The organism is Labrenzia sp. CP4 (assembly GCF_001579905.1).
GTDB lineage: Bacteria > Pseudomonadota > Alphaproteobacteria > Rhizobiales > Stappiaceae > Roseibium > Roseibium algicola.
This window is the reverse complement of the sequence record NZ_CP011927.1, coordinates 3,975,673-3,999,861: the sequence shown is the minus strand read 5'-3', so window position 1 is coordinate 3,999,861 and position 24,189 is coordinate 3,975,673. Positions and strand designations below refer to the sequence as shown.

The 24,189-nt window shown below is 58.8% G+C and carries 22 protein-coding genes; 8 read left to right on the top strand and 14 right to left on the bottom strand.

The features are described from left to right. Positions 1 to 56: 56 nt before the first annotated feature. On the bottom strand, positions 57 to 1,025 hold the full coding sequence (locus tag ACP90_RS18385) for a TAXI family TRAP transporter solute-binding subunit (protein ID WP_023000225.1): 969 nt from the start codon (positions 1,023 to 1,025) through the stop codon (positions 57 to 59). Between the two features lie 52 nt (positions 1,026 to 1,077). Then, positions 1,078 to 1,947, bottom strand: coding sequence for a MurR/RpiR family transcriptional regulator (locus ACP90_RS18380; protein WP_055659167.1), 870 nt, complete (start codon positions 1,945 to 1,947; stop codon positions 1,078 to 1,080). A 313-nt stretch (positions 1,948 to 2,260) separates the two neighbouring features. Between ACP90_RS18380 and ACP90_RS18375 the strand changes: the two genes are divergently transcribed. Further along, the gene (locus ACP90_RS18375) at positions 2,261 to 3,151 is read left to right on the top strand and encodes an alpha/beta hydrolase (protein WP_082809777.1); all 891 of its coding nucleotides are present in this window, start codon (positions 2,261 to 2,263) and stop codon (positions 3,149 to 3,151) included. Between the two features lie 89 nt (positions 3,152 to 3,240). Here the strand turns inward: ACP90_RS18375 and egtD are convergent, their stop codons facing one another. Together egtD and egtB are read right to left on the bottom strand one after the other, a co-directional pair. Beyond that, the gene (egtD, locus tag ACP90_RS18370; protein WP_082809941.1) at positions 3,241 to 4,203 is read right to left on the bottom strand and encodes an L-histidine N(alpha)-methyltransferase; all 963 of its coding nucleotides are present in this window, start codon (positions 4,201 to 4,203) and stop codon (positions 3,241 to 3,243) included. Then, positions 4,203 to 5,468, bottom strand: a complete 1,266-nt coding sequence (egtB, locus tag ACP90_RS18365; protein WP_088665201.1) for an ergothioneine biosynthesis protein EgtB — start codon at positions 5,466 to 5,468, stop codon at positions 4,203 to 4,205. Before egtB ends, egtD begins: the two co-directional genes overlap by 1 nt. 541 nt (positions 5,469 to 6,009) lie before the next feature. Here egtB and ACP90_RS18360 point away from each other — a divergent pair. The 3 genes from ACP90_RS18360 to dapA all read left to right on the top strand — a co-directional run bounded on the left by ACP90_RS18360 (position 6,010) and on the right by dapA (position 7,950). Continuing rightward, positions 6,010 to 6,603 carry a TetR/AcrR family transcriptional regulator gene (locus tag ACP90_RS18360; protein ID WP_062491751.1) on the top strand — a complete coding sequence of 198 codons (594 nt, stop codon included), beginning with the start codon at positions 6,010 to 6,012 and terminating at the stop codon, positions 6,601 to 6,603. A 40-nt stretch (positions 6,604 to 6,643) separates the two neighbouring features. Then, positions 6,644 to 6,928, top strand: a complete 285-nt coding sequence (locus ACP90_RS18355) for a YciI family protein (RefSeq protein WP_062491749.1) — start codon at positions 6,644 to 6,646, stop codon at positions 6,926 to 6,928. Between the two features lie 143 nt (positions 6,929 to 7,071). Further along, entirely contained in the window at positions 7,072 to 7,950 is an 879-nt protein-coding gene (gene dapA / locus ACP90_RS18350; RefSeq protein WP_062489211.1) for a 4-hydroxy-tetrahydrodipicolinate synthase, read from the top strand. 114 nt (positions 7,951 to 8,064) lie between these two features. Here dapA and metG read toward each other — a convergent pair whose 3' ends face one another. From metG to ACP90_RS18335, 3 genes are all read right to left on the bottom strand, one after another. Then, positions 8,065 to 9,585, bottom strand: coding sequence for a methionine--tRNA ligase (metG, locus tag ACP90_RS18345; RefSeq protein ID WP_062489209.1), 1,521 nt, complete (start codon positions 9,583 to 9,585; stop codon positions 8,065 to 8,067). Positions 9,586 to 9,768: 183 nt separating this feature from the next. Continuing rightward, positions 9,769 to 10,764 carry a YeiH family protein gene (locus ACP90_RS18340; protein ID WP_023000216.1) on the bottom strand — a complete coding sequence of 332 codons (996 nt, stop codon included), beginning with the start codon at positions 10,762 to 10,764 and terminating at the stop codon, positions 9,769 to 9,771. Positions 10,765 to 10,790: 26 nt separating this feature from the next. Continuing rightward, positions 10,791 to 12,110 carry a cytochrome c peroxidase gene (locus ACP90_RS18335; RefSeq protein ID WP_208993362.1) on the bottom strand — a complete coding sequence of 440 codons (1,320 nt, stop codon included), beginning with the start codon at positions 12,108 to 12,110 and terminating at the stop codon, positions 10,791 to 10,793. Here ACP90_RS18335 and ACP90_RS18330 point away from each other — a divergent pair, their 5' ends adjacent. Next, on the top strand, positions 12,111 to 12,593 hold the full coding sequence (locus ACP90_RS18330) for a tetratricopeptide repeat protein (RefSeq protein WP_023000214.1): 483 nt from the start codon (positions 12,111 to 12,113) through the stop codon (positions 12,591 to 12,593). It begins immediately after the preceding gene. A 213-nt stretch (positions 12,594 to 12,806) separates the two neighbouring features. Here the strand turns inward: ACP90_RS18330 and dctP are convergent, their stop codons facing one another. From dctP to ACP90_RS18300, 6 genes are all read right to left on the bottom strand, one after another. Then, positions 12,807 to 13,865 carry a TRAP transporter substrate-binding protein DctP gene (gene dctP, locus ACP90_RS18325; RefSeq protein WP_055659181.1) on the bottom strand — a complete coding sequence of 353 codons (1,059 nt, stop codon included), beginning with the start codon at positions 13,863 to 13,865 and terminating at the stop codon, positions 12,807 to 12,809. 27 nt (positions 13,866 to 13,892) lie between these two features. Beyond that, positions 13,893 to 15,386: a TRAP transporter large permease gene (locus tag ACP90_RS18320; protein ID WP_055659183.1), complete on the bottom strand. Its 1,494-nt coding sequence runs from the start codon at positions 15,384 to 15,386 to the stop codon at positions 13,893 to 13,895. Beyond that, positions 15,386 to 15,976 (bottom strand): TRAP transporter small permease, encoded by a 591-nt coding sequence (locus tag ACP90_RS18315; protein ID WP_023000211.1) that lies wholly within the window; start codon positions 15,974 to 15,976, stop codon positions 15,386 to 15,388. The genes ACP90_RS18320 and ACP90_RS18315 overlap by 1 nt, the downstream gene beginning before the upstream one ends. A gap of 160 nt (positions 15,977 to 16,136) precedes the next feature. Then, complete coding sequence (locus ACP90_RS18310) at positions 16,137 to 16,652, bottom strand: flavin reductase family protein (protein ID WP_062489207.1); 516 nt, start codon at positions 16,650 to 16,652, stop codon at positions 16,137 to 16,139. Further along, positions 16,652 to 17,542 (bottom strand): aldo/keto reductase, encoded by an 891-nt coding sequence (locus tag ACP90_RS18305; RefSeq protein ID WP_062489205.1) that lies wholly within the window; start codon positions 17,540 to 17,542, stop codon positions 16,652 to 16,654. Before ACP90_RS18305 ends, ACP90_RS18310 begins: the two co-directional genes overlap by 1 nt. Continuing rightward, the gene (locus ACP90_RS18300; protein ID WP_055659188.1) at positions 17,542 to 18,696 is read right to left on the bottom strand and encodes an LLM class flavin-dependent oxidoreductase; all 1,155 of its coding nucleotides are present in this window, start codon (positions 18,694 to 18,696) and stop codon (positions 17,542 to 17,544) included. Before ACP90_RS18300 ends, ACP90_RS18305 begins: the two co-directional genes overlap by 1 nt. A 190-nt stretch (positions 18,697 to 18,886) precedes the next feature. On the opposite strand from ACP90_RS18300, the gene ACP90_RS18295 reads away from it, so the two are divergent. Both ACP90_RS18295 and ACP90_RS18290 read left to right on the top strand, forming a co-directional pair. Next, positions 18,887 to 19,597, top strand: coding sequence for a GntR family transcriptional regulator (locus ACP90_RS18295; RefSeq protein ID WP_062489203.1), 711 nt, complete (start codon positions 18,887 to 18,889; stop codon positions 19,595 to 19,597). 35 nt (positions 19,598 to 19,632) lie between these two features. Continuing rightward, the gene (locus ACP90_RS18290) at positions 19,633 to 20,757 is read left to right on the top strand and encodes a Gfo/Idh/MocA family oxidoreductase (protein ID WP_062489201.1); all 1,125 of its coding nucleotides are present in this window, start codon (positions 19,633 to 19,635) and stop codon (positions 20,755 to 20,757) included. Positions 20,758 to 20,842: 85 nt separating this feature from the next. Here the strand turns inward: ACP90_RS18290 and ACP90_RS18285 are convergent, their stop codons facing one another. Next, positions 20,843 to 21,271: a hypothetical protein gene (locus ACP90_RS18285; RefSeq protein WP_023000203.1), complete on the bottom strand. Its 429-nt coding sequence runs from the start codon at positions 21,269 to 21,271 to the stop codon at positions 20,843 to 20,845. A 214-nt stretch (positions 21,272 to 21,485) separates the two neighbouring features. Between ACP90_RS18285 and ACP90_RS18280 the strand changes: the two genes are divergently transcribed. Beyond that, complete coding sequence (locus ACP90_RS18280; RefSeq protein WP_062489199.1) at positions 21,486 to 24,185, top strand: SH3 domain-containing protein; 2,700 nt, start codon at positions 21,486 to 21,488, stop codon at positions 24,183 to 24,185. The last annotated feature ends 4 nt before the right edge of the window (positions 24,186 to 24,189 follow it).

Below are 24,189 nucleotides of genomic sequence, written 5' to 3'. Positions count from 1 at the left end.
GGCCGCAGCAGAGAAACGGGCCCGGACATGGTCCGGACCCGAAATGTTGGCAAGGATTAGTTGATCCAGCCCTGTTCCTGGTAGTACTTCGCAGCACCCGGATGAAGCGGTGCGGACAGGCCGTCCTTCACCATTTCTTCCGGCTTCAGGTTGGCAAAGGCAGGATGCAGCTTCTTGAAGGCATCGAAGTTCTCGAACACTGACTTGACCAGCGTGTAGACGACTTCATCGTCCACCTTGGCGGACGTGATGAAGGTCGCGCCGACACCGAAGGTGGTGACGTCTTCGTCATTGCCGCGATACATGCCGCCCGGGATGGTTGCCTTGCGGTAGTAGCTGTTGTCTTCGATCAGCTTTCCGACAACCGGGCCGTCAACGTTCACGAGTTTGGAATCGCACGCCGTGGTCGCTTCCTGAATGGAACCGGACGGGTGGCCGACCGTGTAAACCATGGCATCGATCTGGTTGTCGCAGAGGGCGGCAGACTGTTCTGCAGCCTTCAGCTCGGTCGCCTGCGCGAAGTCATCCGTGGACCAGCCCATCGCTTCCATCAGAACTTCCATGGTGCCGCGCTGACCGGAACCCGGGTTGCCGATGTTGACCCGCTTGCCTTTCAGGTCCTCGAAGGACGTGACGCCGCTATCGGCGCGGGCAACGACGGTGAACGGCTCGGGGTGCACGGAGAAAACGGCTCGCAGGTCTTCGAACGGGCCTTTTTCCTCGAACTGCGAGGTACCGTTGTAAGCGTGATACTGCCAATCGGACTGGGCAACACCAAACTCCAGTTCGCCTTCACGTACCGTGTTGATGTTGTAGACGGACCCGCCGGTGGATTCCACGGAGCAACGAATGCCATGGTCCTTGCGGCCCTTGTTGACGAGCCGGCAAATGGCTCCGCCGGTCGGATAGTAAACGCCAGTCACACCACCAGTGCCGATGGTGATGAATTGCTCTGCAGAGGCTGCGCCGGTGAATGCGATGCTGGTCGCCATGACGGCGCCCGCAAGGTTCAGTTTCATCATCATTTGACTTGGCTTCCCTTTGTTTGAATTCTTGTGTCCGGCATGGCGATCCACGCTAGACGTTTTCAAATTCGTCGAGCAGACGATTGTGTCTGTCGACCTCCTGGATCCGGGCTTCCGCCTCGGCTCCGGCCCGCGCAACCAGCATGCCTGTAATGGTTTCGATAAGCACAAGCGTGGCTGCGTAAGACGAAAAAAAGTGTGGACTTTCAGTGCGTTGTATGAAGTGGTAATTTGCGAATTGCAACCCTGGAAAGGCGTGGCTGTCGGTCAGGACGATCACCTGTGCACCATTTCCTGCCGCCACTTTTGCCGCGCGTACCGAACGGTGGGCATAAGGGTGCTTGGATAGGACGATGACCGTGTCGGCCGATGTAATGCCGGCAAGCGTGCTGCCCAGAGTGGCACCATTGCGCCCGGCTACGACCCACCTGTCATCGAACCACTTGGCCAGATAGGCGAAATAGTCCGTGAAACCTGCTGAGGCGAGGGCACCTATCAGGATGATCTTGCGGGACTGGCTGAGCCGGTCGACGGCAGCATCCAGAACGGCCGGATCAATGTCGTCCACCAGTGCCTTGATGTTGTCGATGCAAGCGGAAACCTGGCGTGGCAGCAGAGGCAGGTCGGCATCCGAGCGCAGCTTCCTGGCCTTGTCCTGAAACGTGTCCCGCCCACGGTGGCTCAACTCGTTCCGGGCCTGTTCGCGCAACGCTTCGTAATCTGAAAAACCCAGTGCCCTTGCAAGTCGGGTGTAGCTCGCCGGCGAAACACCACTGGCCGATGCGACCGACCTCAGGCTGCGGGTGGCGATTTCCACCTGGTTTTCCGCAATGTAATCCGCTGCCGTACGCAATGCATCGCTCAGGTCGGCATAATTGGCCGAAATTGCGGTGCGAAGATGGGGCGGCGAAATGGTTTCCATCCGGTTACTGTTCCATTTGTTTTTTACATTGTCAATTTGTGAAACAAATGTTTCGCGTTGAAAACGATCCCTCCCTTTCTACCGGAAATTCCTACGGTTTTGCCCGTCCTGCCCGCACTCGCAAGGCAGTAAAATGTCCCTGTCCGAGTGGTTTGGCGCGGTGATGAAGGTTCTCGGAACCTGCTCAAAACGTCACTGATAAAAATACACGCATAAATAGATTTTTGAAATTTTAATACACGTTAAGGTTTTGTTAATGATATAATCCCTTGGGGGCATTGCGCTTTTCCTGTGACCATAAGGGGAGAGAGACATGACTGACTACACATCGAGAACTTTGGCCACATGTGCCCGGTCGGTGCTGTTGACACTTGCAATGGCAGCTCCGGCAATTGCCGGTGACTTCTTTGAAGTCGAGCCCGGGGTCGATCTCTATTACGAGGATCACGGATCGGGTCTTCCGATCGTGTTTGTTCCCGGTTGGACCTTCACCACACAGGTGTTCGAACATCAGATCGAGGCCTTTGCGAAAGAGCACCGGGTCATCACCTTCGATCCTCGAAGCCACGGCCGCTCGACGCTGACACTGGAAGGCAATAACTACGTTACCCAGGGGGCTGACCTTGCAAAGTTGCTTGATCATCTCAATGTCGAAAAGCCGGTGCTGGTGGGGTGGTCATTCGGTTGCCTGACCACTTGGGAATTCATCAAGACAAGGTCTGTGGATGCTGCGTCCGCCCATATGTGCATCGATCTTTCGCCGACACCGCTAACCGGTAACGACGGCGACTGGGCTGAGGGAAGTGTCGCGGAAATTGCGGAACTTTACAGCGGCATTCAGTCAGCTGAAGGCCAACGCAACGTCATCAACTGGTATGCCGACGAGGTCATGATCGAACAGGACTACACGCCGGAACTGTCCCGCTGGATTGTTGACCAGTCGACCAAGTCGCCACCATTCGTGGCCGCGGCTTATCTGGCGGCCGGAAATTTCAGCAATTACCTGGAGACGGCCAAGGAGGTCGATGCGAAGCTGCCGTCGGCCTTCGTGATCGCCGATCACTGGTCCGACAGTGCCAAGACCTACCTTGCCGTCCATACGCCCAACAGCTCGGTGCAGGCCTTTGGTGGCCATATGATGTTCTGGGAGTATCCAGACCGGTTCAACAGGGTGCTGGCCGGATTCATCGCACAGATCGAATAAGCTTCAGGCTGAACCTTTGAGTAAGTGGCGGGTGAGGCCTTGAAACTCTGCCTCACCCGCATCTGTTAGGTGACCCGAGTCGAAGGGCTTTAGGCAGCCTGCAACGTATAGACCGAGAACCAGTTGTTCTCGTCGCTGTCGACGTCCGTGATCTGCCATCCGCCCTCGCGGGCGATGCCTTCGAACGCTTCCTCGCTGTATTTGTGCGAGTTTTCCGTGTGGATTGTCTCGCCCTTTGCGAATGCGACGGTTTCCCCGGCGATGGAGACCTGCTGCTGAACTAGGCTTTCCAGATGCATCTCGATACGGCTTTCGACCTCGTTCCAGATGGCTTTGTGTGCGAAGGCGGCGAGGTCGAAATCGCCATCCAGTTCCCTGTTGATCCGCTGCAAAAGATTTTGGTTGAAGGCTGCTGTGATCCCGGCTGGATCGTCATAGGCTTCCTGCAGGAGTTTTGCATCCTTTGGCCGGTCCACACCGATAACCAGGCTGGCCTCCGGCATGGCTGAGCGAATGTTCGCCAGGAGTGTCGCTGCCTCGGTTTTCTCGAAGTTGCCGATCGTGGAACCGGGAAAGAAGATCAGCACTGGCAACTCGGGCAGCAACGGCAGTTGTCCGAAGGGCTGTGTGAAATCGGCAGCAACCGGGATTACCGCCAATGACGGGTATGCGCGGCGCACCCGTTCGGCGGCAGCTTTCAGGTGATTGGCCGAAATGTCGATCGGCATGTAGACGGACAGGTCCGGAAAGGCATTCAGCAACAGGTCTGTCTTGCGGCTGGACCCGCTGCCCAGTTCGACCATCGCTCCGCGTGCGCCCGGCAGACGGCGATATTTCCTGGCATTCCGGGCGAGGATCGAGATCTCCGTTCGGGTCGGGTAATAGGCATCCAGTTCGGTGATCGCTTCGAACAGATGTGACCCGACATCGTCGTAGAGCCATTTGCTGCTGATCGCCTTCTGATCCTTGAAGAGACCGGAGAGGATGTCGTCGCGAAACATATCCGACTGGTTCTCGTCCGTTTGGTTCTCGGGAGAAACATGCTTGGTCATCATTGATCTCCCGCCAGCCTCAGGCCGAGCATCTGCCAGCGTTGGTGTGGATAGAAGAAGGTGCGGTAGGACGACCGCAACTGTTCCTTCGGGGTCGCGCAGGACCCGCCGCGCAGCACCATCTGGTTGACCATGAACTTGCCATTGTATTCGCCAATGGCCCCCTCGGGTGGTCGGAAACCTGGGTAGGGACTGAAAGCGCTGCTGGTCCATTGCCAGACATCGCCCCAAAGACCGGGCCTGCGGCCAACAGGCTGAAAGGCTCCGCTTTCCAGGAAATTGCCTTCGATCGGGGTCGGCTCTGCAGCGGCTTCCCACTCTGCTTCCGTCGGCAACCGGCGACCTGCCCAGCGGGCAAAGGCTTCCGCTTCGTAGTAACTGACGTGGACAACCGGTGCCGCAAGATCAACCGGACGTGGACCCTGCAAGGTATAGGTCCACCATTGACCGTCCTGCTGCCACCAGTAGAGGGGGCTATCCCAACCGTTCTTCTCTCGCACGGCCCAGCCTTCCATCAGCCAGAGCGTTTGGGTTGAGTAACCACCATCTTCCATGAAGGCGATCCACTCGCCGTTTGTCACGGAACGATCCGCAAGACGATAGGGCTCCAGCCAGACCTTGTGACGTGGCCCTTCGCAGTCATACGCAAAGCCGGTCCCGTCGTGGCCGATTTCGAGAAGACCACCGTCGTAGGAAACCCATTCGGCGGTTTCAACCGCGCTGACCGGTGCCGGTTTTGGTTCGACATAGGCGGGCAGCAGCGGATTGAAGGAAAACGCATGGAGTAGATCGGTGACCAGCAGTTCCTGATGCTGCATCTCATGATGACAGCCGAGGGTAATCAGCTCTTCAAGCTTGTCCTGTTCGAGCGAAAAGGCGTTTCGGGCAACTCCTTCACGCAGGGCGTCTTCGACATGTGAGCGGTAGTCAAGCACGTCGGTGGCGCTGGGCCGCGAAAGCAGGCCCCGTCTCGACCGGGTATGTCTCGGGCCGGCTTGTACGTAGTACGAATTGAAGAGCACGGCGAAACGATCATCGCGTGGCTGATAGCCAGGCAGCGAAGGCTTCAGGATGAATTCTTCGAAGAACCAGGTGGTATGTGCCATGTGCCACTTGGGCGGGCTGGCATCCTCCATGGATTGCAGCCCCATATCCTCCGGACTGAGGGGGGCGGCGAGAGCAAGTGTCTGTGCCCTGACCCGATCAAACAGGTCGGTAACGGCGGAAAGAGGCGCTTCATGCGTCCGCTCATCCAGCAATGTCATGTCAATCCCTCCACGCGGGAACCGGCTGCTGTGCCTCCAGCCGGACCTGTGTCTGCCACCAAGCGACTTCTAGGTAGGCAGCGAACGGGGCATTCCAATGTCGGAAATTGCACCGGTCCTGTGCACAAATGCGCGATCAAGGCACTTGGTTGCGTATTGTTGATAAAAAAGAACATTGTTCAGATTTGTCTTCAATCGGTTGGATCGGGTGCGGAAAGTCACCAAGTTGTTGAGAGTGATGGAAGTTTTGCGTTTTGCCTTCCCGCATTTCAGGTGTGACCGTCGAAACCCATCCTAAAAAACAGCTACTGACAGGGTGTGTCAGGAGTTGCTGCAACCAGAGTTCACATTGATGTGAGGGAAGCGAAAATCGTTTCGCGTCAGCTTGAAATGGCCCTTCGCAGCAGCGCCGCACTGCCTGTCTCGGGCGGCCTCCGTGTTTTCCTGATGAACTTCACTTGACTTATTCGGACGGCCGTCCTAATTCGTCGATAGGTCACTTGTCCTAATGAATGTTGCGGAAATACGAAGGGAGATGGATATGGTTGCGGCAGGCGAGACACGGCGTCAGATCGTGGATGCGGCGGACAGCCTTTTCTATGCCCAAGGTTTTACGCAGACGTCCTTCGCGGACATTGCAGCAGCGGTCAAAATCTCGCGCGGCAACTTCTATTATCATTTCAAGACCAAGGACGAGATCCTCGATGCCGTGATCGACAAGCGTTTGTCGGATCGAAAAGAGCTGCTCGCCAAATGGGACGAGACGGCGGATGAAGCACGGAAACGGATTGAGTGTTTTATCCGGATTGTCATCGTCAACCAGACGAAGATCATGGCTTACGGCTGTCCCGTCGGTACGCTGACGACGGAGCTCGCAAAGATCGATCATCCCTCACGGGGCAAGGCCAACGAGATCATGGCCCTGTTCGGCGACTGGCTTGAAGCACAGTTTCGCGAAATCGGCTGCGGTGAGAATTCGCGGGACAATGCCATGCATGTCCTTGGCTGGAGCCAGGGCGTCGCGACACTCGCCCAGGCATTCAAGGACAAGGACTATGTCGAGCGTGAAGTCTCGAAAATCCTGAGCTGGCTGGACGGTGTCATTGCCGGGACACAGCAGAACAAGATCCAGTAACTCGCCTTTGCCTTTGATAAAAACATACATGGAGAATGACATGTTTGTCGTGACACTTACCTTTGCTGACAAATCCCGGGCAGGCGAACTCATGGAAGGCCACAAGGCCTGGATCCAACGCGGGTTCAAGCAAGGATATTTCCTCATGGTCGGCAGCCTGCAACCGAACCGCGGCGGCGGGATCCTTGCGCACGGCGCTAGCCTGGAAAAACTTGAAGGATTTGTTGCCGAAGACCCTTTCGTTGCTGAAGGTGTCGTGACGGCCGAAATTCTGGAAATAACACCTGCGCGGTTCGATGATCGACTGGAGTTTTTGGCTGCCTGATCGCGGATCATGATGCAGTAAGATGTTCATGAGGGACGGGGCAGGTTGCCAGTGACGGGTTTTTGGTGGCACATCGATCTGGAATGACTATCGATGGACATGGGACCGTGCTTTCAGACAGCGCGGATCCGGGAGGACGCCACATGCTCGAACTCAAGGGATCCATTCCCGCCCTTGTCACACCGTTCAGGGACGGAAGCGTTGACATCGAAGCGCTGGAACGTCTCGTTGAGTGGCACATTGCCCTGGGCAGCGTCGGGCTGGTTGCTGTCGGGACGACGGGCGAAAGCCCGACTGTCTCCAAGATCGAGCATAAGGACGTCATCAAGCGGGTTGTCGATCTCGTGGCCGGCCGTATTCCGGTTGTTGCCGGCACTGGCTCCAACGCAACGGCACAATCCCTCGACATGCTTCAGCACGCTGAAGCCGTTGGCGCAGATGCGGCACTGGTCGTCACGCCCTATTACAACAAGCCCAACCAGGCAGGCCTGCTCAGCCACTACCAGGTTCTCCACGACAACAGCGCGATCCCGATCATCCTCTACAATATTCCGGGCCGGTGTGTGATCGACATATTGCCGGAAACCATGGCCGAGATGGCACGCTGGCCGCGAATTATCGGCGTGAAAGATGCCACCGGCAGCATGGAGCGGGTCAGCAAGCAAAGGGCACTTTGCGGCAAGGCTTTCATGCAGTTCAGTGCAGAGGACGCCGCCGCACTGGGTTTCAACGCCCATGGCGGGCAGGGGTGCATTTCAGTGACCGCCAACGTGGCTCCAGGCCTTTGTGCCGAGTTCCAGAGCGCATCACTTGCTGAAAACCTCGAACTTGCCCGGGAGTATCAGGACCGCCTGTTGCCGCTCCACTCCGCGATGTTCCTCGAGCCACCCGCAGCCTGCGCCAAATACGGCCTGTCCAGGCTGGGGCTTTGCCGCGAAGATGTCCGCTTGCCGCTGACCCCGGTGACTAAGGCAACCCGTCGCGAGATCGACAAAGCCATGGAATTCGCCGGTCTGCTCTAGAGCCCCAGCTCATTCGCCGTACACTATGTGGCTGGAAATCGCTTTCCGCGCGACTGGCTATATGAAGCGCCCCGAGCAGGGGCGCTTCATTTTTTTGATCAAGCCGTGACGGGCTTACTGAACCCGCGGATAAAGCGTCTCGATTTCGCCGAGATCGCTATTGCCTTCCAGCCGGTCAAGTTCCGGCTTCCACGGGCAGGCGACAGCCGGTGCGTTCAGCATGGCAAGAGCCTTGCCGGCAGACGCAGGGATGACCTGTGTCAGCGCTTCCATGACGACGCGCAGGCAGTCCAGCGTCACGTAGATCACCGTCTGGCAACGCTCGCGGGTCTCCTCGTTCTTGATGAGATCCCAGGGCGCCTGCTCGGCGAAGTAGTTGTTCATCTCGTCGGCGACGGTGATGATCGACTGCATGCGAGCCGGGATTTCAGCAAGGTTGACCCATTCACCCATGCCCTTGGTGGCTTCAAGCACGGACTTGCGGATCGCTTCGTCCTCGGCTGACAGCGAACCCGGTGTCGGCAGTTTGCCGTCAAAACGGGCCTTGGAGAACTTGGCCGCCCGCGACAGCAGGTTGCCGATCTTGTTGCCCAGTTCCGTGTTGTAGGACTGGGTGATGAAGTCGACCGAAATCTGGCTGTCGCTGTCCGCACGCATGTGCCGGGCGAGGTACCAGCGCAAGGCGTCGACGCCCAGTTTCTCGATGACCTCGATCGGATCAACAACGTTGCCGATGGACTTCGACATCTTGACGCCGCCCGCACCAACCCAGTGGCTGTGAACGGACAGTTTCTTCGGCAACGGCAGTCCGGCGGCCATCAGCATGATCGGCCAGTAAACGCCATGCGGCTTGAGGATATCCTTGCCGATCAGGTGCTCGCATTCCGCCCACCAGCTCTCGTAGCCTGCTTCCGGCCAGTTGATGTTGGTGAGGTAGTTCGCCAGCGCATCGAACCAGACATAGGTGACGAAGTCAGTGTCGAAAGGCAGTTCGATACCCAGGGTTACACGGGCCTTCGGCCGGGAGATACAGAGATCTTCCAGCGGTTCGGACAGCATCTGCTTCAGTTCGTTCTTGAACGCTTCGGGCTGCACGAAGTCCGGATTTTCGGCGATGTGCTGCAGAAGGCGCTCGCGGAACGGTTCCATCTTCAGGAAGTAGTTGGTTTCCTCCGTCTGCTCTACCTTCATTGTCGGGTGCAGCGGGCACTGGCCCTCTTCGGTCAGATCGGATTCCTTCTTGAACTCCTCGCAGCCCTTGCAGTAGGTGCCGGTGTAGTTCTTCTTGACGATCAGATCCTTGTCGAAGATCGACTGCTCCATTCCAGCGACGGCCGTCTTGTGGCCCTCGCGGCTGGTGCGCACGAAATAGTCGTAAGCCACGTCCAGACGATCGAAGACATCGCGGAATTCTGCACAGCGCATGTTGAGGTAGTCTTCAACCGACATTCCCTCTTTTTCCGCTGCTTCCTGGTTCTTCTGTCCGTGCTCGTCCACGCCGGTGGACAGCATCATGTCATACCCCAGCGCCTGTCGGTTGCGTTTCAGGATATCGGCCATCACGGACGTGAAGGCGTGACCGATATGCGGAGAACCGTTGACGTAGTAGATCGGGGTGGTGATGTAGCTTTTCATCCAAACGCTTTCGAAATGTTTGGGCGGAAACAAGTCCGGTCCGGCCTGTTGCGGCGCATCTGCCGTTCCGCCTAAAGAGGTGCGAGCTATATTCCATACTCGCCCGCACAAGAAAAGCCCCGGCCTTTGAAAAGACCGGGGTTCTGCCTCGTTATATGGGGTGTGGCAAGGCCGATTGAAAGGTCAGCCGATCAGCCAGATGCCGCCCAGAACGAAGAGCGCCAGAAACGCTGTCTGCGTAACCAGCATCCAGATGGCCGGGCCGCCAACTTCCAGAAGTTTCGGAATGGAGGTTTTCATGCCCACTGCCGCAATGGCGGCCAGTAACGCCCAGCGGGAAACGTGTCCGGCCGCCTCCTTGGCAACGTCCGGAATAAGGCCGAAGGAATTGAGTGCGGCAAGCACCAGAAAGGCGACAACAAACGCCGGCATGATCGGAGGACGGGCGCTGCCCGGCTCTGAACTCTTGCGCAGGATGAGCGCCGCGACCAGAACGATGGGCGCCAGCATGGTGACGCGGATCAGCTTCACCAGCGTCGAGAGGTCTCCGGTTTCCTCGGAGATCGAGAAACCGGCCCCGACAACCTGGGCAACATCGTGGATCGTGCCGCCAAGGAAGACACCCGTCGCGTCCATGGAAAGGCCGAGGGAGGAGGTGAGGATCGGGTAGAAGATCATCGCCAGTGTGGACAGGACGGTCACGGTAATCACCGTGAAGGCGAGATCGCGTTCGGCATGTTCGCGCTTCGGCAGGATGGAGCCGATAGCCATGGCCGCGGAGGCTCCGCAAATGGCGACCGCGCCGCCGGTCAGAAACGAAAACAACCTGTCTCGTCCGAACAGCCCGCCGATCAAGAGGGAAAAGCCGATGGTAACCAGGACGCCGAGGATCACCAGAAGCAGAAACGGCAGACCCAGCTGCTGCACCATTTCCACGCTGATGCGGACGCCGAGCAGGGCAACGCCGACACGAAGCAGCGTGCGGGCTGCAAAGGCGATGCCTTCACCCGTGCGCTGCTCCTCCGAAAGGAAGTTCAGCGGCATGCCAAGCAGGATGGCCATCAACATGGCCGGTGCCCCGTAGTGCTCGTTGAGGAATTGCGCAGCAATGGCGACAAGCCCGGCAATCGCAATACCCGGGAACAGCCGGTTAGCCCGGTCTTTCAATGGAGCAACCATGAAACGTTCTTAGTCCTTGTTGATGTTTACCGGTCGACGGGAAGGCCGCTCGGGACAGTGGCAGGGATGCCGAAGGGCGGAGCCGTGACGGACTGCGTGCCGGTCAGGCTTTTCAGGAAAGCCTCCAGATCGGCAATCTCCGCATCCGAAAGGGGGAGAGGTTCAATATCCCTGAATCGGGCCTGACGCGCCATCTCACGAGCGTCATTCCAGACCACAAAATCGATCGCCTGCAGCCAGGGCGCTTGTGGAAGGGCTGCGGTTTCCGGTGTCCAGGCTTTCAGCATTCCATCGGGGTCGAGATGATGCCGGATGATCCCCTCCAGCGTAGGGTAGGCGCCATTGTGGCCGTAAGGGGCGGTCAGCTCGACATTGCGCAGCATCGGGGTCCGGAACCGGTAGGCATCTTCCAGGCGGTCGGTTTCTCCCATCACGCCGACATCGCGCACCATCGGATCGAAGCTGCGGGTGCGACCCGGACCGAAGGGGGGCAGGCCCAGGGCGTGGAATTTCTGATCGCTGAGCAGTTTGCCCGAATGACACGAGGAGCACCCGGCCTTGCCGTAGAAGAGATCGAGACCCCGCTTCTGGGCCGGATCCAGAGCGCTTTCGTCGCCGGTGAGATACGCGTCGAACGGGCTGTCGAAGCTCTGCCATTCAATTGCCTGGAAAGCTGCCAGCGCATTTGCGATTTCAACGATCGTGACCGCTTCAGGCGCGTCGATATGATCGAATGCCTCGACAAACAGGAGGCCATATTCCGGAATGATGCGGACGCGTTTGGCAAGGATCGGCCAGGCGTTGTCGATGCGATCGTAGATGGCCCCGGCGATCTCGTTTTCCTTCGGATTGCCCGCCATCTCGAACTGGGCCGTCACCGGAAAGACAGCCTGGGCGGCGAGCAGAGAATTGAAGCCCGTGGGCAGCCATTCTTCCGCCGGCGAATTGAAGCCGTTTTCGAAGGTGTCGGCAATTGACAGGCGGCCGTCATGAAACAGGACGTGGAGCTCTTTTGCTCCCAAATTCCAGAGACCTGGAGCGTTTCGCGGAATCCGTTTCTTAATGCGGCTGTCACCGGTTCCGGCAATCCGCATGAGCCCCAACCCTTCGCCACCTTCGCCGATGCCGAGCGACAACCGGTCCCCGGTGCCAAAGGTCGGGTGGTGGCATGTGGCGCAAGCAATATTCCTGTTGCCGGAGAGGATCTTGTCGTAAAAAAGCAACTGGCCGAGGGCTGCCTGCTTTCTGTCGAAGGCGATGAAATCGTCTTCCTTCAAGGGCGGTGGCAATTCGGAAGCAATCGCCGGTGCCGACAAGCCGAAGACCAGAGGGAGCAACCGCAACACATGAAAACCACGCTGACCGCCGCTCTTTTTGCTCTTGTGTTGTGCACGAGTTCTGCTCAGGCGGAAATCGAAGCCGCGCGCGACCTGATGGAGGCCAATCGCTACGAAGAGGCGATGAAGGAACTTTGGCCGGCGGCACGTTCCGGCAACGCGGATGCGGAAGAACTGATCGGTGTAATGTACGCTATGGGTCTGGGCGTCGAGCGCGACGACCAGCGGGCGTTCGAGTGGTATCTCAGAAGCGCGATGAAGGGGCATCCGGGTGCCCAGTCCGGTGTCGGCTGGTACTATGAGGTGGGCCGGGGCATGCCGGCTCCGGATCTCGTGAGGGCTTACATGTGGTACACGCTCTCCGCCATCGGGGGGGACCCCGACGCCGCGATCTCTCTGGAAGAGGTGGTCAAGAAGATGACCAAAGACGAAATTGAGAAGGCGCATATCCTGGTCGGTGATTACAAGGTCTGGATGTATCCGTTCAATTGAAAGCCGGTGGTTCGTTCCTGATCGGCGCAGAACTCGCGTGATCGAGTGCTGGGCGGGCCGGACCATTGAGTTCTGGCTCTCCCGGGTCTCCCACGGCTTCACCATGGGACGTGTGCCGATCCCTGTCCAGTTTACGGCAGGCACGATTCCGGACCGGTGCATGTGCTGGGATGTGTCACGCCCTGCAGTGGCAAGGCGTGACACGGTGTTTCGTCAGTTCAGATCGGCAGAGCGATTGGCGTTGATGTCGGCTTCGGCCGCAGCCACGGCTTCTTCCAGGGCGCCGAAGATCTCGCCGCCGCGTCCGACATTGCCTTTGAACCAGTCATAGACCGGAGCGGCTGCTTCCTTGAAGGCTGCCTTTTCTTCCGGGGTCGGGACGTAGAGATCGCCGCCACCGGCAACGAAGTCCTCATAAGCCTTGATCGACTTGCGCTTCGGTGAGGCGAAGGTTGCCTGCTGCAGGGCATAGAAACCGTCCACCACGACGCGGCGAAGGTCTTCCGGCATCGACAGGAACTTCTCGTTGTTCATCCACCACAGCGCGCCCATGTAGGCATGCCCGTCGAGGGTGACATACTGAAGACCGGCATCGGGGAACTTCATGCCCATGATGTCGGTGATGCCGTTCTTGGAACCTTCGACAACGCCGGTCTGCAGCGAGGTGAACAGTTCCGGCCACGGGATCGGCGTCGGAGCAGCACCAAGTGCCTTGACCAGTTCCTGCGGCAGGTCGGCCACCACGGTGCGGATCTTCAGGCCCTTGAGGTCTTCCGGCTTGGCGACGCGATGCTTGGTGTTGGCGAAGTTGCGCCAGCCACCGGTGTTGCCAATGGTCATCAGGCGGATGGTGTCACCGGAATCTTCCAGTGCCATCGTGCGCATAGTGCGGGTGAACTCGCCGGACAGGACATGCTCCGCAATCCGGTCGTCGCTCATCATGTAGGGCAGGTCGAGAACCTGGACATACGGGAAAATGCCCGCCGCGCCGCCGGAGGTGGAGATGTAGATGTCGATCGCACCGTCGGAAATGCCCTGAAGGCATTCAGCGCCGTTGGAGCAAAGCTGCGTGCCGATGAACAGTTCGACCTCGATGGCACCGTTGGAAGCGGCCTCAACGAAGTTCTTGAAAACGACAAGACCATCGTAGTCTTCGTCGTTTTCGTTGGAGTTGGCGGTTGCGCGCAGCGTGTAGTCCGCGGCAAGCGCGCTCAGCGACGATCCGGCAAGCATCGCCGCGACGGTGAGCGTTTTCAGTGCAGTTTTGAGCATTAGGTTCCTCCCTTAGAAAGCTCAGGATCAGTTGGCAAATCCGGTCAGACGCGGGATCGTCATCGAAAGTGCCGGAATGTAGGTGATCAGGAAGATCACCGCGATTTCCACCGCCAGAAACGGCAGGATGGCTTTGGCAATGGTTTCAACCCGTTCCCTTGAAACCGAAGCCGCAACGAAGAGCACCAGTCCCATGGGTGGCGTAGCCAGGCCGATGGTCAGGTTGACGCTCATGATGATGGCGAAATGGATCGGATCGACGCCAAGGTTGACGAAGATCGGTCCGAGAATGGGGCCGAGAATGATGATGGCAGGGCCTGCATCCAGGAACATGCCGACAACGAAGAGCAGCAGGTTGATCAGGAACAGCAGGATCAGCGGGTTCTCCGACAGGGTGAGAACGAACTCGGCCATGATTTCGGGAGCGTGGCTTAGGCTGACGACGGTCTTGAAGGCCATCGCCGCACCGACCAGGAGAAGCACCACTGCAGAGGTTATACCAGCCCTGTTCAGGACACCCGGGATCTCGGAGACCTTGATGGAGTGCAGAACGAAGAAGCCGATAACCAGCGCGTAGGCAACTGCGACCGCGGCCGCTTCCGTCGGCGTGAAGACCCCCAGCAGAATGCCGCCGAGAATGATGATCGGCGTCTGAAGCGGAGCAACTGCTTTCTTGCACACGACCCGAAAATCTTCCGAGACAGCACTTCTGAGTTTCCACAAGAGTACATGGGAAACCGCCAGGAAGACCGCGAACAGGATGAAGGAAGTCGTCGTTGAAAGGGAAGCGAACCCGGTCAGATTGATCACAAGGTCCGCGATCACCGTGAACAGGGCAGCCAGGTTTGCCCTCAGCACGACAAAGGAGAACCAGTATTCCACCGGTGCCATGGTCTGGCCGGGGTTGACGATCCTCTGTGCTTTGGGAAGGTCGTACTTGTTGGCCATGACCTTGACCATCAGCATCAGGCCGATGCCGACCATGATGCCGGGTACGATACCGGCCAGGAACAGCGCAGCAACGCTCTCGCCCATTACATAGGCATAGATGATCATGATGCCCGACGGCGGAATGATCGGCCCGATGACGGAACTCGCCGCGGTGATTGCCGCAGCAAAACGCCTTGTGTAACCCTGCTTCTCCATTGCCGGGATCAGCATGGATCCAAGAGCGGAGGTGTCGGCAACAGCGGAACCGGACAAGCCTGCAAACAGCATCGACGACAGGATGTTCACATGAGCAAGGCCGCCGCGCAGATGTCCCATCAGGGCCTGGCTGAACTCGACCAGCCGCATGGTGATGCCGCCCTTGTTCATCAGCTCGCCTGCGAGCATGAAAAACGGAATCGCCATCAGAGGAAAACTGTCCATGCCGTTGTAGACGTTGCGGTAAAGCAGCGTGATGTCTTTTTCCTGGCCGTTCAGCCAGAGCAACAGGCCAGGGGCCGCCAGAAGGCCGAAGAAGACAGGCAGTCCGATCAGCAGGAAGACGAGGAAAACGGGAAGGAACCAGATCAGCATCAGTCAGCTCCTGCCATGTCGGGATCGGGAATGACCGGCATGCGGTCGGCGCCACCGAAGCTGGCGATGATGTTGCGCAGGATCAGCTCGATGTTGACGAGCGTCAGCAGGAATACGCCGACGAGGATGGAAGCCATCATCCAGCTGCGCGGCACGCGGATCCATTCGCTGAAGGAAAGGTTGCCCGGAACATAAAGCGAGGCGGTTGCGAAACGGCCTCCGAAACCGGTGACTTCCGAAAAGCCGATCTTCAGGGCAACGACGAGCACCACAAGTGAAATAAGCAGAAGGAGCAGGGATATGGCGCTTCCCAGCAGGCGAGGCAGGGAATGGGTGAACATGTCGATGGCAACGAAACCGCCTCTGCGGAACGCCGTTGGTGCCATAAGACCTGTCATCCAGAGCATGCAGAAACGGGCTGCTTCGTCCGGCCAGGGCAGGGCATTGTTGAAGACATAGCGGAACACGACCTGAACCAGGATCGCGATCACCATCAGGGCGACGGCAACGATGCCGATGCCCCGGCCAATTCGCAACAGCAGCGAATTGACGAAGTCGAGCGGTGCAAGAACCGCCAGCAAAATGCCCATTCGGGCTCCTCCCTGGATCAACCGGCCGTCATGTGCGCGAACATGAGAACCGTGAAGCTGATCATGTAAAAAGTGGTGAAGCGGTCTTCTGCGTTCTCCTGAGACAGAAGGCTCCTCACTTTCCTCCAGAACGGGCCGGTCGCCGCCCCGTTTTCCGCCCTTATTTTGGAGCGATTTGTCCGAGTTTGCCTGCATAAAACGTCAGGGCCTCGCCTGAACGCATCTCGGCCTGCAACACCTGCCCAAGAACGATCAGATGATCGCCGCCCTCATAGGCGGTGAAGCGCTTGCACTCGAAGCGGGCGAGACAGTTTTCGATCAGGGGCACGCCGTTGTCGTCGATCGTATAGGTGAGCTGATCGAAAGCATGGGCATTGCGCACGAAACCGTTGCAGACTTCAGCCTGTTCGTTGCTGAGCACGTGAATGGCGTAATGTTCGGCCGTTTCGAAATACCTGAACCTTCGCGATCCCTTATCCGGCATCCACAGGACAAGTGCCGGTTCCAGGGAGACGGATGAGAAGCTGTTGGCTGTAATGCCGACGGGGCCGTCGGCCGAGCCGGTGGTCACCACCGTAACACCGGTGGCAAATCGACCGAACGCATCCCGCAAGAGGCGGGTGTTTTCGGCGTCCGGTTCGAAGGTCACGGTATGATTGGCATTCTGCATGGTCATCAGGGCACCTCTGTTCCAAGCGCCGCTTCGTAAAGACGGTACCAGGTTTCGCGATCCAGGCTGACTTTCAGCGCGTCGGAGATCTGGGCAATGCGCTCCAGATTGTTCGTGCCCATGACCGGCAAAAGTTGCGCCGGATGAGCCAGAAGGAAGGCGACCGCGACTGCGGACCGGTCGACACCGGCGTCTGCAGCGATTTCGTCCATCACGGTGCCAAGCTTGCCACTTTCGGAAATCAGCGAGCCGCCGCCGAGGGGAGACCATGCCATCAACCGGGTGCCGAGGCGTTGGTGGAACGCGAGGTCGCCATTGGTGAACGGCGCGATTTCCTTCAGTGAGATCTCGATCTGGTTGGTCACAAGCCGGTTCGACATCGCCGACTGCAGCAGCTCCCAGTCCCAGGGGCGGAAGTTGGAGACACCGACATTCCGCACCTTGCCGCTCTTGACCAGGTCATCGAGCGCGGCGCCGGTCTCGTGATGATCCATCAGCGGATCCGGGCGATGGATCAGCAGCAGGTCGATGGTTTCGATGCCCATCTCCGTGAGGGAGAACTCGACCGACTTCTCGATGTGTGATCGGGACGTGTCGTAGTATTTCACCCTGGCATCCGAATACCGTCCCATCGGCGCGACAATGTCGCATTTGGTGACGATTTCCATCTGACCACGCAGGGCCGGATTGGCCTTCAGCGCCCCGCCAAGCACGGCTTCCGCGGCATAACCGCCGTAAATGTCAGCCTGATCGAAGGTCGTGATGCCCTGGTCGAGACAGGTCTGGATCTTGCGTTCCACGTAAGCGTGGGACGTGTCGCTGTCGTCGCCGATGCGCCACATGCCATAGATCAGCCGGGAGAATTCCAGGGTTTCAGAAATTTTCACGCGGTCCATTAGCGGCGCACTCCTTGGCCAAGCGGGGTTGCCGGCGTTTGAGCCGGTACACGACCATAGGCGTGCGGAAGGGAACATGTCTTCAGATTCGGCAGGACCCTGGACCCGAAATGCCTGGCTTCTTCCAGGTGCGGATAGCCTGAGAAGATGAAGGCACGAATGCCCATCTTCTGATAGGCCTCGATCTTGGACATCACCTGATCGGTTGACCCGACCAGCGCTGCCCCGCAACCGGACCGCGCCCGGCCGACACCCGTCCACAGGTTCGGTTCGATATAACCGAATTCATCGGCGATCTCGCGGTTCTTGGCCTGGTGGCTCACTCCCAGTGACTTGGCATCCAGTGCCCGTTCGCGAATGGCGGTTCCCTGGGTCTCGTCAAGTTTGGAGACGATATAGTCCGCGTATTCCTGCGCTTCCTTTTCCGTGTCGCGCACGATCATGTGCACGCGCAGGCCATAGTCGAGGGTGCGGTCGTATTTCTCGGCGACCGCGTTGACCGCCTTCATGCGGCCTTCCAGTTCCTCGATCTTTTCCGGCCACATCAGGTAGACGTCGCAATGCTGACCGCAAAGGTCCAGCGCATCCGGAGAATAACCTCCGAAATAGAGCAGGGGTCCACCGGTCTGGTAAGGCCGGGCGGGGTCCGTGGTCAGGCCCTTGAAGTTATAGACCTGGCCTTCGTAATTGATTTCGTCCTGCGTCCAGGCCTGCTTCAGGATCTCCACCACTTCCCGCGAACGCTGGTAGCGATAGCTGCTGTCGGCCTGCTCGCCCGGAAAGTCGGACGAGATGATGTTGACCGTCAACCGGCCCTCGAGCATGTGGTCCAGCGTGGCAATGGTCCGCGCCAGCATGATCGGCTGCATCTCGCCGCAGCGAACCGCTGCCAGCAGGTTGATCTTGTCGGTGATCGGAGCGCAGCCGGCGACGAAGGACAGTGTGTCCTGGCCCACCTGGTAGGACGACGGGCACAGGATGTTGCGGAAGCCCTGCTGCTCGGCTGTTTTCACGATCGAAGAGCAATGCTCCCAGGAGGAACGCAGATGGCCTTCGGGTACGCCCAGAAACTGATAGTCGTCGGAACACAATGCGGCGAACCAGGATACCTCCGCTGCATCAAGATCCGGTGACGTGACTGGGACTACGGTCATGAAGTGCCTCCCTTGGACCATCTTGTCGAATACCGAAACCCGCATGCGCCGACATGGGTGCGATTGTGGTTTCGCTATTTTCGTTTGTTTTCGAATGGCTTCATTCTGCCTTCGATTTCTTCTTGCATATCACCCGTTTTGATGTAAATCAATAGTGTATCAATTTTGAAAACGAGACCTTCGAACCGCCATGCCAACCGCCTCGCAAACCTCTACCGCGCTGCCGTTATACGTGCAGATAAGCGAGCTTTTGATCAGGGATATCGCGGCCGGGCGGCTGATCGACGGGGAGCGGCTGCCGCCTGAAAGGGACATGGCAGAGGAGCTTGGCATCTCCATCGGAACCCTTCGCAAGGCACTCGCCGACCTTACGCAGAAAGGCTTACTCGAGCGGATCCAGGGGTCGGGAAACTACATACGGCAGGGCGGTACGCATGAGAGCGTCTACGCCATGTTCCGTCTGGAACTCCTGAGCGGAGGTGGTCTGCCACGCGCGGATATTCTGGACGTAAAGCGCCTAGACAAGCCGGACGATCTGCCGCTTTTCGGTACCAGCGCCGAAGGCACCCGTATCCGCCGGCTGAGGTTTCTCAACGATGTGATGATTGCGGTGGAGGAAATCTGGCTCGACGGCGACGCGGGATTCGTGCGGCGCGAGCTTCTGTCGGACTCGCTTTACCGCTTTTACCAGAAACACCTCGGGTTCTGGATCGTGCGTGCAGAAGACCGGGTGACCATCCGTGCGCTGCCGGATTGGACGCCGGAACTCTTTCAGAAGACGCCCGGCACTCTCACAGGCTTTGTCGAACGGTTCAGCTGGGCGGATCGCCCCAAGCCGGTCGAATATTCGCGAACCTGGTTCGACACGGACCGGGCGCATTACGTGCAGCGCTTGAAATAGGTGGACGAGAAATGCCACCGCGCATGGAGGACTGAATGCCTGCAAAGGTAAGATATGGTGTCATTGGCTGCGGGATGATGGGGCAGGAGCACCTGCGCAACATCGCACTCCTGCCGGACACCGAAGTAACGGTGATCTTCGAGCCGGACGCCGGAATGGCGGAAGCGGCCGCAAGATTTGCGCCTCTTGCGCGATTTGCCAATTCCGTTTCGGAACTGCTGGAAGTGGACGAACTGGACTGCATCCTGATTGCCAGCCCGAACCACTGCCATGTGCCACAGATGGAAGAAATTCGCCGCAAGCGCTCGTTGCCGCTTCTCGTCGAAAAGCCTCTCTTCACCGATCCCAAGGATGTTGCCGAGCTGGAGGCTTTCAAGGCGTCCTATCCGGCGCCCGTGTGGGTGGCGATGGAGTACCGCTACATGCCGCCGATCGCAGCGTTGATCGAGCAGGCGGAAACAGCCACTGGCGGCATCAAGATGCTGACGATCCGCGAGCACCGTTTTCCGTTCCTCGACAAGGTCGGCGCATGGAACCGGTTCAACCGCTACTCCGGTGGTACATTCGTTGAAAAGTGTTGCCATTTCTTCGATCTCATGCGGCTGATCATGCAATGCGAACCAGTCCGCGTGATGGCGTCGGCCGGCCAGGATGCCAACCACAAGGACGAGGTCTACAATGGCGAGCAGCCGGACATACTCGACAATGGCTATGTGATCGTCGACTTCGAAAACGGTGCACGGGCCATGCTGGAACTTTGCATGTTTGCCGAAGGCTCCCGCTACCAGGAAGAAGTGTCGGCCGTTGGCCCGGAAGGCAAGATCGAAGCCTTCGTGCCGGGTCCCGGACGCTTCTGGCCAGAACACCTCGGCGAGCCGCCGGTGCCTCAGCTTGTCGTGTCGCCCAGGTACCCGAAGGGACCGCGCCAGATCGATATTCCGGTTGACCCGATGATCCTCGATGCAGGCGACCACAACGGCTCGACATTCTATCAGCACGAAGGCTTCGTGGCTGTCGTACGCGGTGAAAAGCCGTCACCTGAAGTGACGCTTGAAGACGGATGGCGGGCCGTGGAAATGGGGCTGGCGGCACAGCAGTCTGCCCGTACGGGTCAGGCCGTGACGCTACGATCTCAGGCGCTTTCCTCCGTCGCCTGCTGACAAGACGATTTTTCTCTGGAAACCTGGCCGGTACGACATTTGTCGTGCCGGCTTTTTTCTTGCCAGTCCGGCAGGCGAGAAAGGGCTACCAGCGTTCCTTCGGCAACAGGGACTGCACGTTGTTGGAACTGAAGCCATCCCGTCCGCGCCGCAGGTTGATGGCGCGGATCGGCACCTGGTATTCTCGGCCCGTGTCCGACTTCTTGCACTGCTGTTTCCGGTAGGCGAAATTGTCCGGCACGTTCCTGTGGTTTTGAACAAGGACGCAGAAGACGTCGTAGCGGCCGTTCACGGCCACGTCCCGCCGCGCGCCCTGGGCGACGATTACCTGCATGTGGCGGGTGAAGGCCTTGTCGAAAAGCATAAAGTTGCAGTAGGGCTCGCTGCCGTTGGGTGTGCGCGTGCTCTGGCAATAAAATATCTCTGCCCAGGCTTTCTGCGGAGCAGCGAGCGGGAAAGAGCCGATCGAGACCAAGCCCGCCAATACGGCTGCCAGAGCGTAACGCTTCACCATTCCCTTAAACTCCTGGTCGAAATGCAGTTTTTTTCAACGTGATCTTGCGGATAGAATATCACTCCACGTAAGATTTACCCGTGACGCCCCTCACAGGGAATAGGCGTGACAACGAAATTTAGCTTGCCTCGGGAACGCACAGGTTCCCGTCACGTGCACAGACACATGCACCGACATCGACAGGGTTGGTTGAACCGGCCCCCGGGAGGTCCCAATGCGTAAGTCTCTTTCCGTTCTTTTGTCTTCCACTTTGATTTTGCAAACGGTTTTCGTAAACGGCGTGCTTGCCGCGCCGGCCCTGACGACCGCCAACGTGAATTTCCGACAAGGCCCGGGAACGAACTTCGGCTCACTGGGAACGGTGCCGTCCGGCACGCAGGTCGAAATGGAGAACTGCGATGACAGCGGGGCCTGGTGTTCAATCAGCTACAACGGCCAGAACGGGTTTGTCAGCGGACAGTATCTTCAGCTTAGCGAGCCGGAACAGACGACCGGCTGGCCGCGGTCTTTCCAGACCGACGCCGGGGCGACGCTGGTGCTCTACCAGCCGCAATTCACCGAGTGGGACAACTTCAAGACCCTGAAGGCGATGGTGGCAGCGGAATACATTAAGGACAAGGATGCCAAGCCTGTCTTTGGTGTGATCGGTGTCAGCGGCGCGACCGTGGCCGACACCGACAAGAGCGAAGTTGACATCAACCAGATCCAGGTAACGGAACTGAACTTTTCGGCTTTGGACCGGGAATCCCTCACTGACCTGTCGCTTCAGGTCGGCAAGATCATGCCGACCGGTACGATCACCGTGAAAGAGGATCGGATTACCGCAGGCCTTGCCGAATACCAGCGCATGGAGGATGTCCAGGGCCTGAGTTCGGAAGCACCGCCTATCTATGTCTCTACCGAGCCGTCCATTCTCGTGCAGACCGAAGGCACGCCGATCTTTGCGCCAGTCAAGGGTGATCAGGGGCTCAGCTTCGTGGTCAACAGCAACTGGGACATTCTGAAAATCGACGAGAGCGGCGAACTCTATCTGCGCGATGAAAAATCCTGGATGAAAACCAAGGACGTCTCGGCAGGGTGGGAAGCGGTCGACAAGCTGCCGGATCTGATCGGGTCTCTTCCAGATGACGATAACTGGAAGGAAACCCGGGAAGCGATCCCGGGGGAACCGTTCGCGGACAATACTCCGCCGAAGGTGATCTATTCAGACACACCGGCCGAAATGATCGTCTTTGACGGCGAACCGGCTCTGGAACCGGTGGATGGCACCGATCTGGAATGGGCGTCCAACACCGAAAGCGACGTGTTCTTCCTGAAATCCACGTCCACCTGGTACATTCTGGTATCCGGCCGCTGGTTCAAGTCCACCTCGCTCGACGGGCCGTGGACTTTCACCACTCCGGACATGCCCTCCGATTTTCAGAACCTGCCGGAAGACGCGCCTTACTATTCGGTCCGTTCGTCCATTCCAGGCACTTCTGAAGCCTCGCAGGCACGGCTGAAAGCCAGCATTCCGACAACGGCTCGCGTTGAGGTCGGTTCCGTCAGTGCGGATGTCTCCTATGCCGGCGATCCGGAATTCGAGAAGATCGACGGCACGTCGATGTCCTACGCGGTCAATACCAGCGACCAGGTGATCCAGGTCGGTGCGAAATACTACGTGCTGCAGGACGGTGTCTGGTTTGTCGGAGACAGCCCGGAAGGACCATTTACAGTTGCCACGGCGGTTCCTGACGAGATCTACACCATTCCGCCGTCTTCCCCGGTCTACAACACCACCTATGTGCGCATCTACGACAGCGAACCGGGAGCGGTCTGGTACGGCTACACGATGGGCTATCTGGCTGGGTTCCTGTCCTGGGGCGTCTTCGTTTACGGCACAGGCTATTATTATCGGCCCTGGTACCGTCCGGGGCTGCGCCCGATCTACTTCCCGCGTCCGGTGAGCTACGGGATCGGTGCCTTCTACAATCCGGTCCGTGGCACTTTCGGACGCTATGGCTATGCCTACGGTCCGCTGCGCGGCATCGCCGGCGGCGGCATCTATAATCCGCGTACGGGCGGCTACATTCGTGGTGCCGCCATCAGCGGCCCGCGCGGCAGTGCAGGCTTCATCAGCGCCTATAATCCGCGCACCGGCAATCGTGTCGTGGTTGGCGGAGCCCGGGGCATTTACGGCTCCTGGGGCGGAAAGGTCGTAAGCGGGCCGGAATGGTCACGCACGCGCGATATCCAGGCTGGCGCCGTGCAGCGCTGGAAGCAGGACGGCAATCTGGGCCGTGTAGCGAACCTTGATCGTCGTGGTGACGTCTTTGCCGGCCGGGACGGTAGCGTCTATCGCCGCGACGGCGAGAAATGGCAGAAATTCGAGGGTGGTCGTTGGGGCGAAGTCGCTGCGCCCTCCCGCGAGGCAATCCAGGACCGCGTGGGTGACATTGGTGCCGGACTGGCCGGGGGAGCGATTGGCGCCGGCGCAGGAGCAGCCCTTGCCAACCGCCCCCTTGGCGACAAGATCCAGAACCGGCCGAACGTTCAACGCCCGACCAACCTGCCTGCTGGCCAGCGTCCGAATATCGAGCGTCCCAACGTCCAACGCCCGAATGTTCAAAAGCCGAATGTGGAGCGCCCAAACGTCCAACGACCGGCGCAGCGTCCCAACGTTCAGCGCCCCAATGTGCAACGACCGAATATCCAGAAGCCGAATGTGCAGCGACCGGCGACCCGCCCTGCCACACGTCCGGCGGCCCGACCCCAGGCGCCTGCACACCTGAGCAGGGACAACCGGGCGAGAACGGCAGGCAACCGGCAGGTCAATCGGCAGCGCAACGTTCAGCGCTCACGTCCGCAGGCACGCCCGCAACGTCATGGCGGCGGTGGCGGTGCGCGCAGGGGAGGTGGCGGACGCCGCCGTTGAGAAA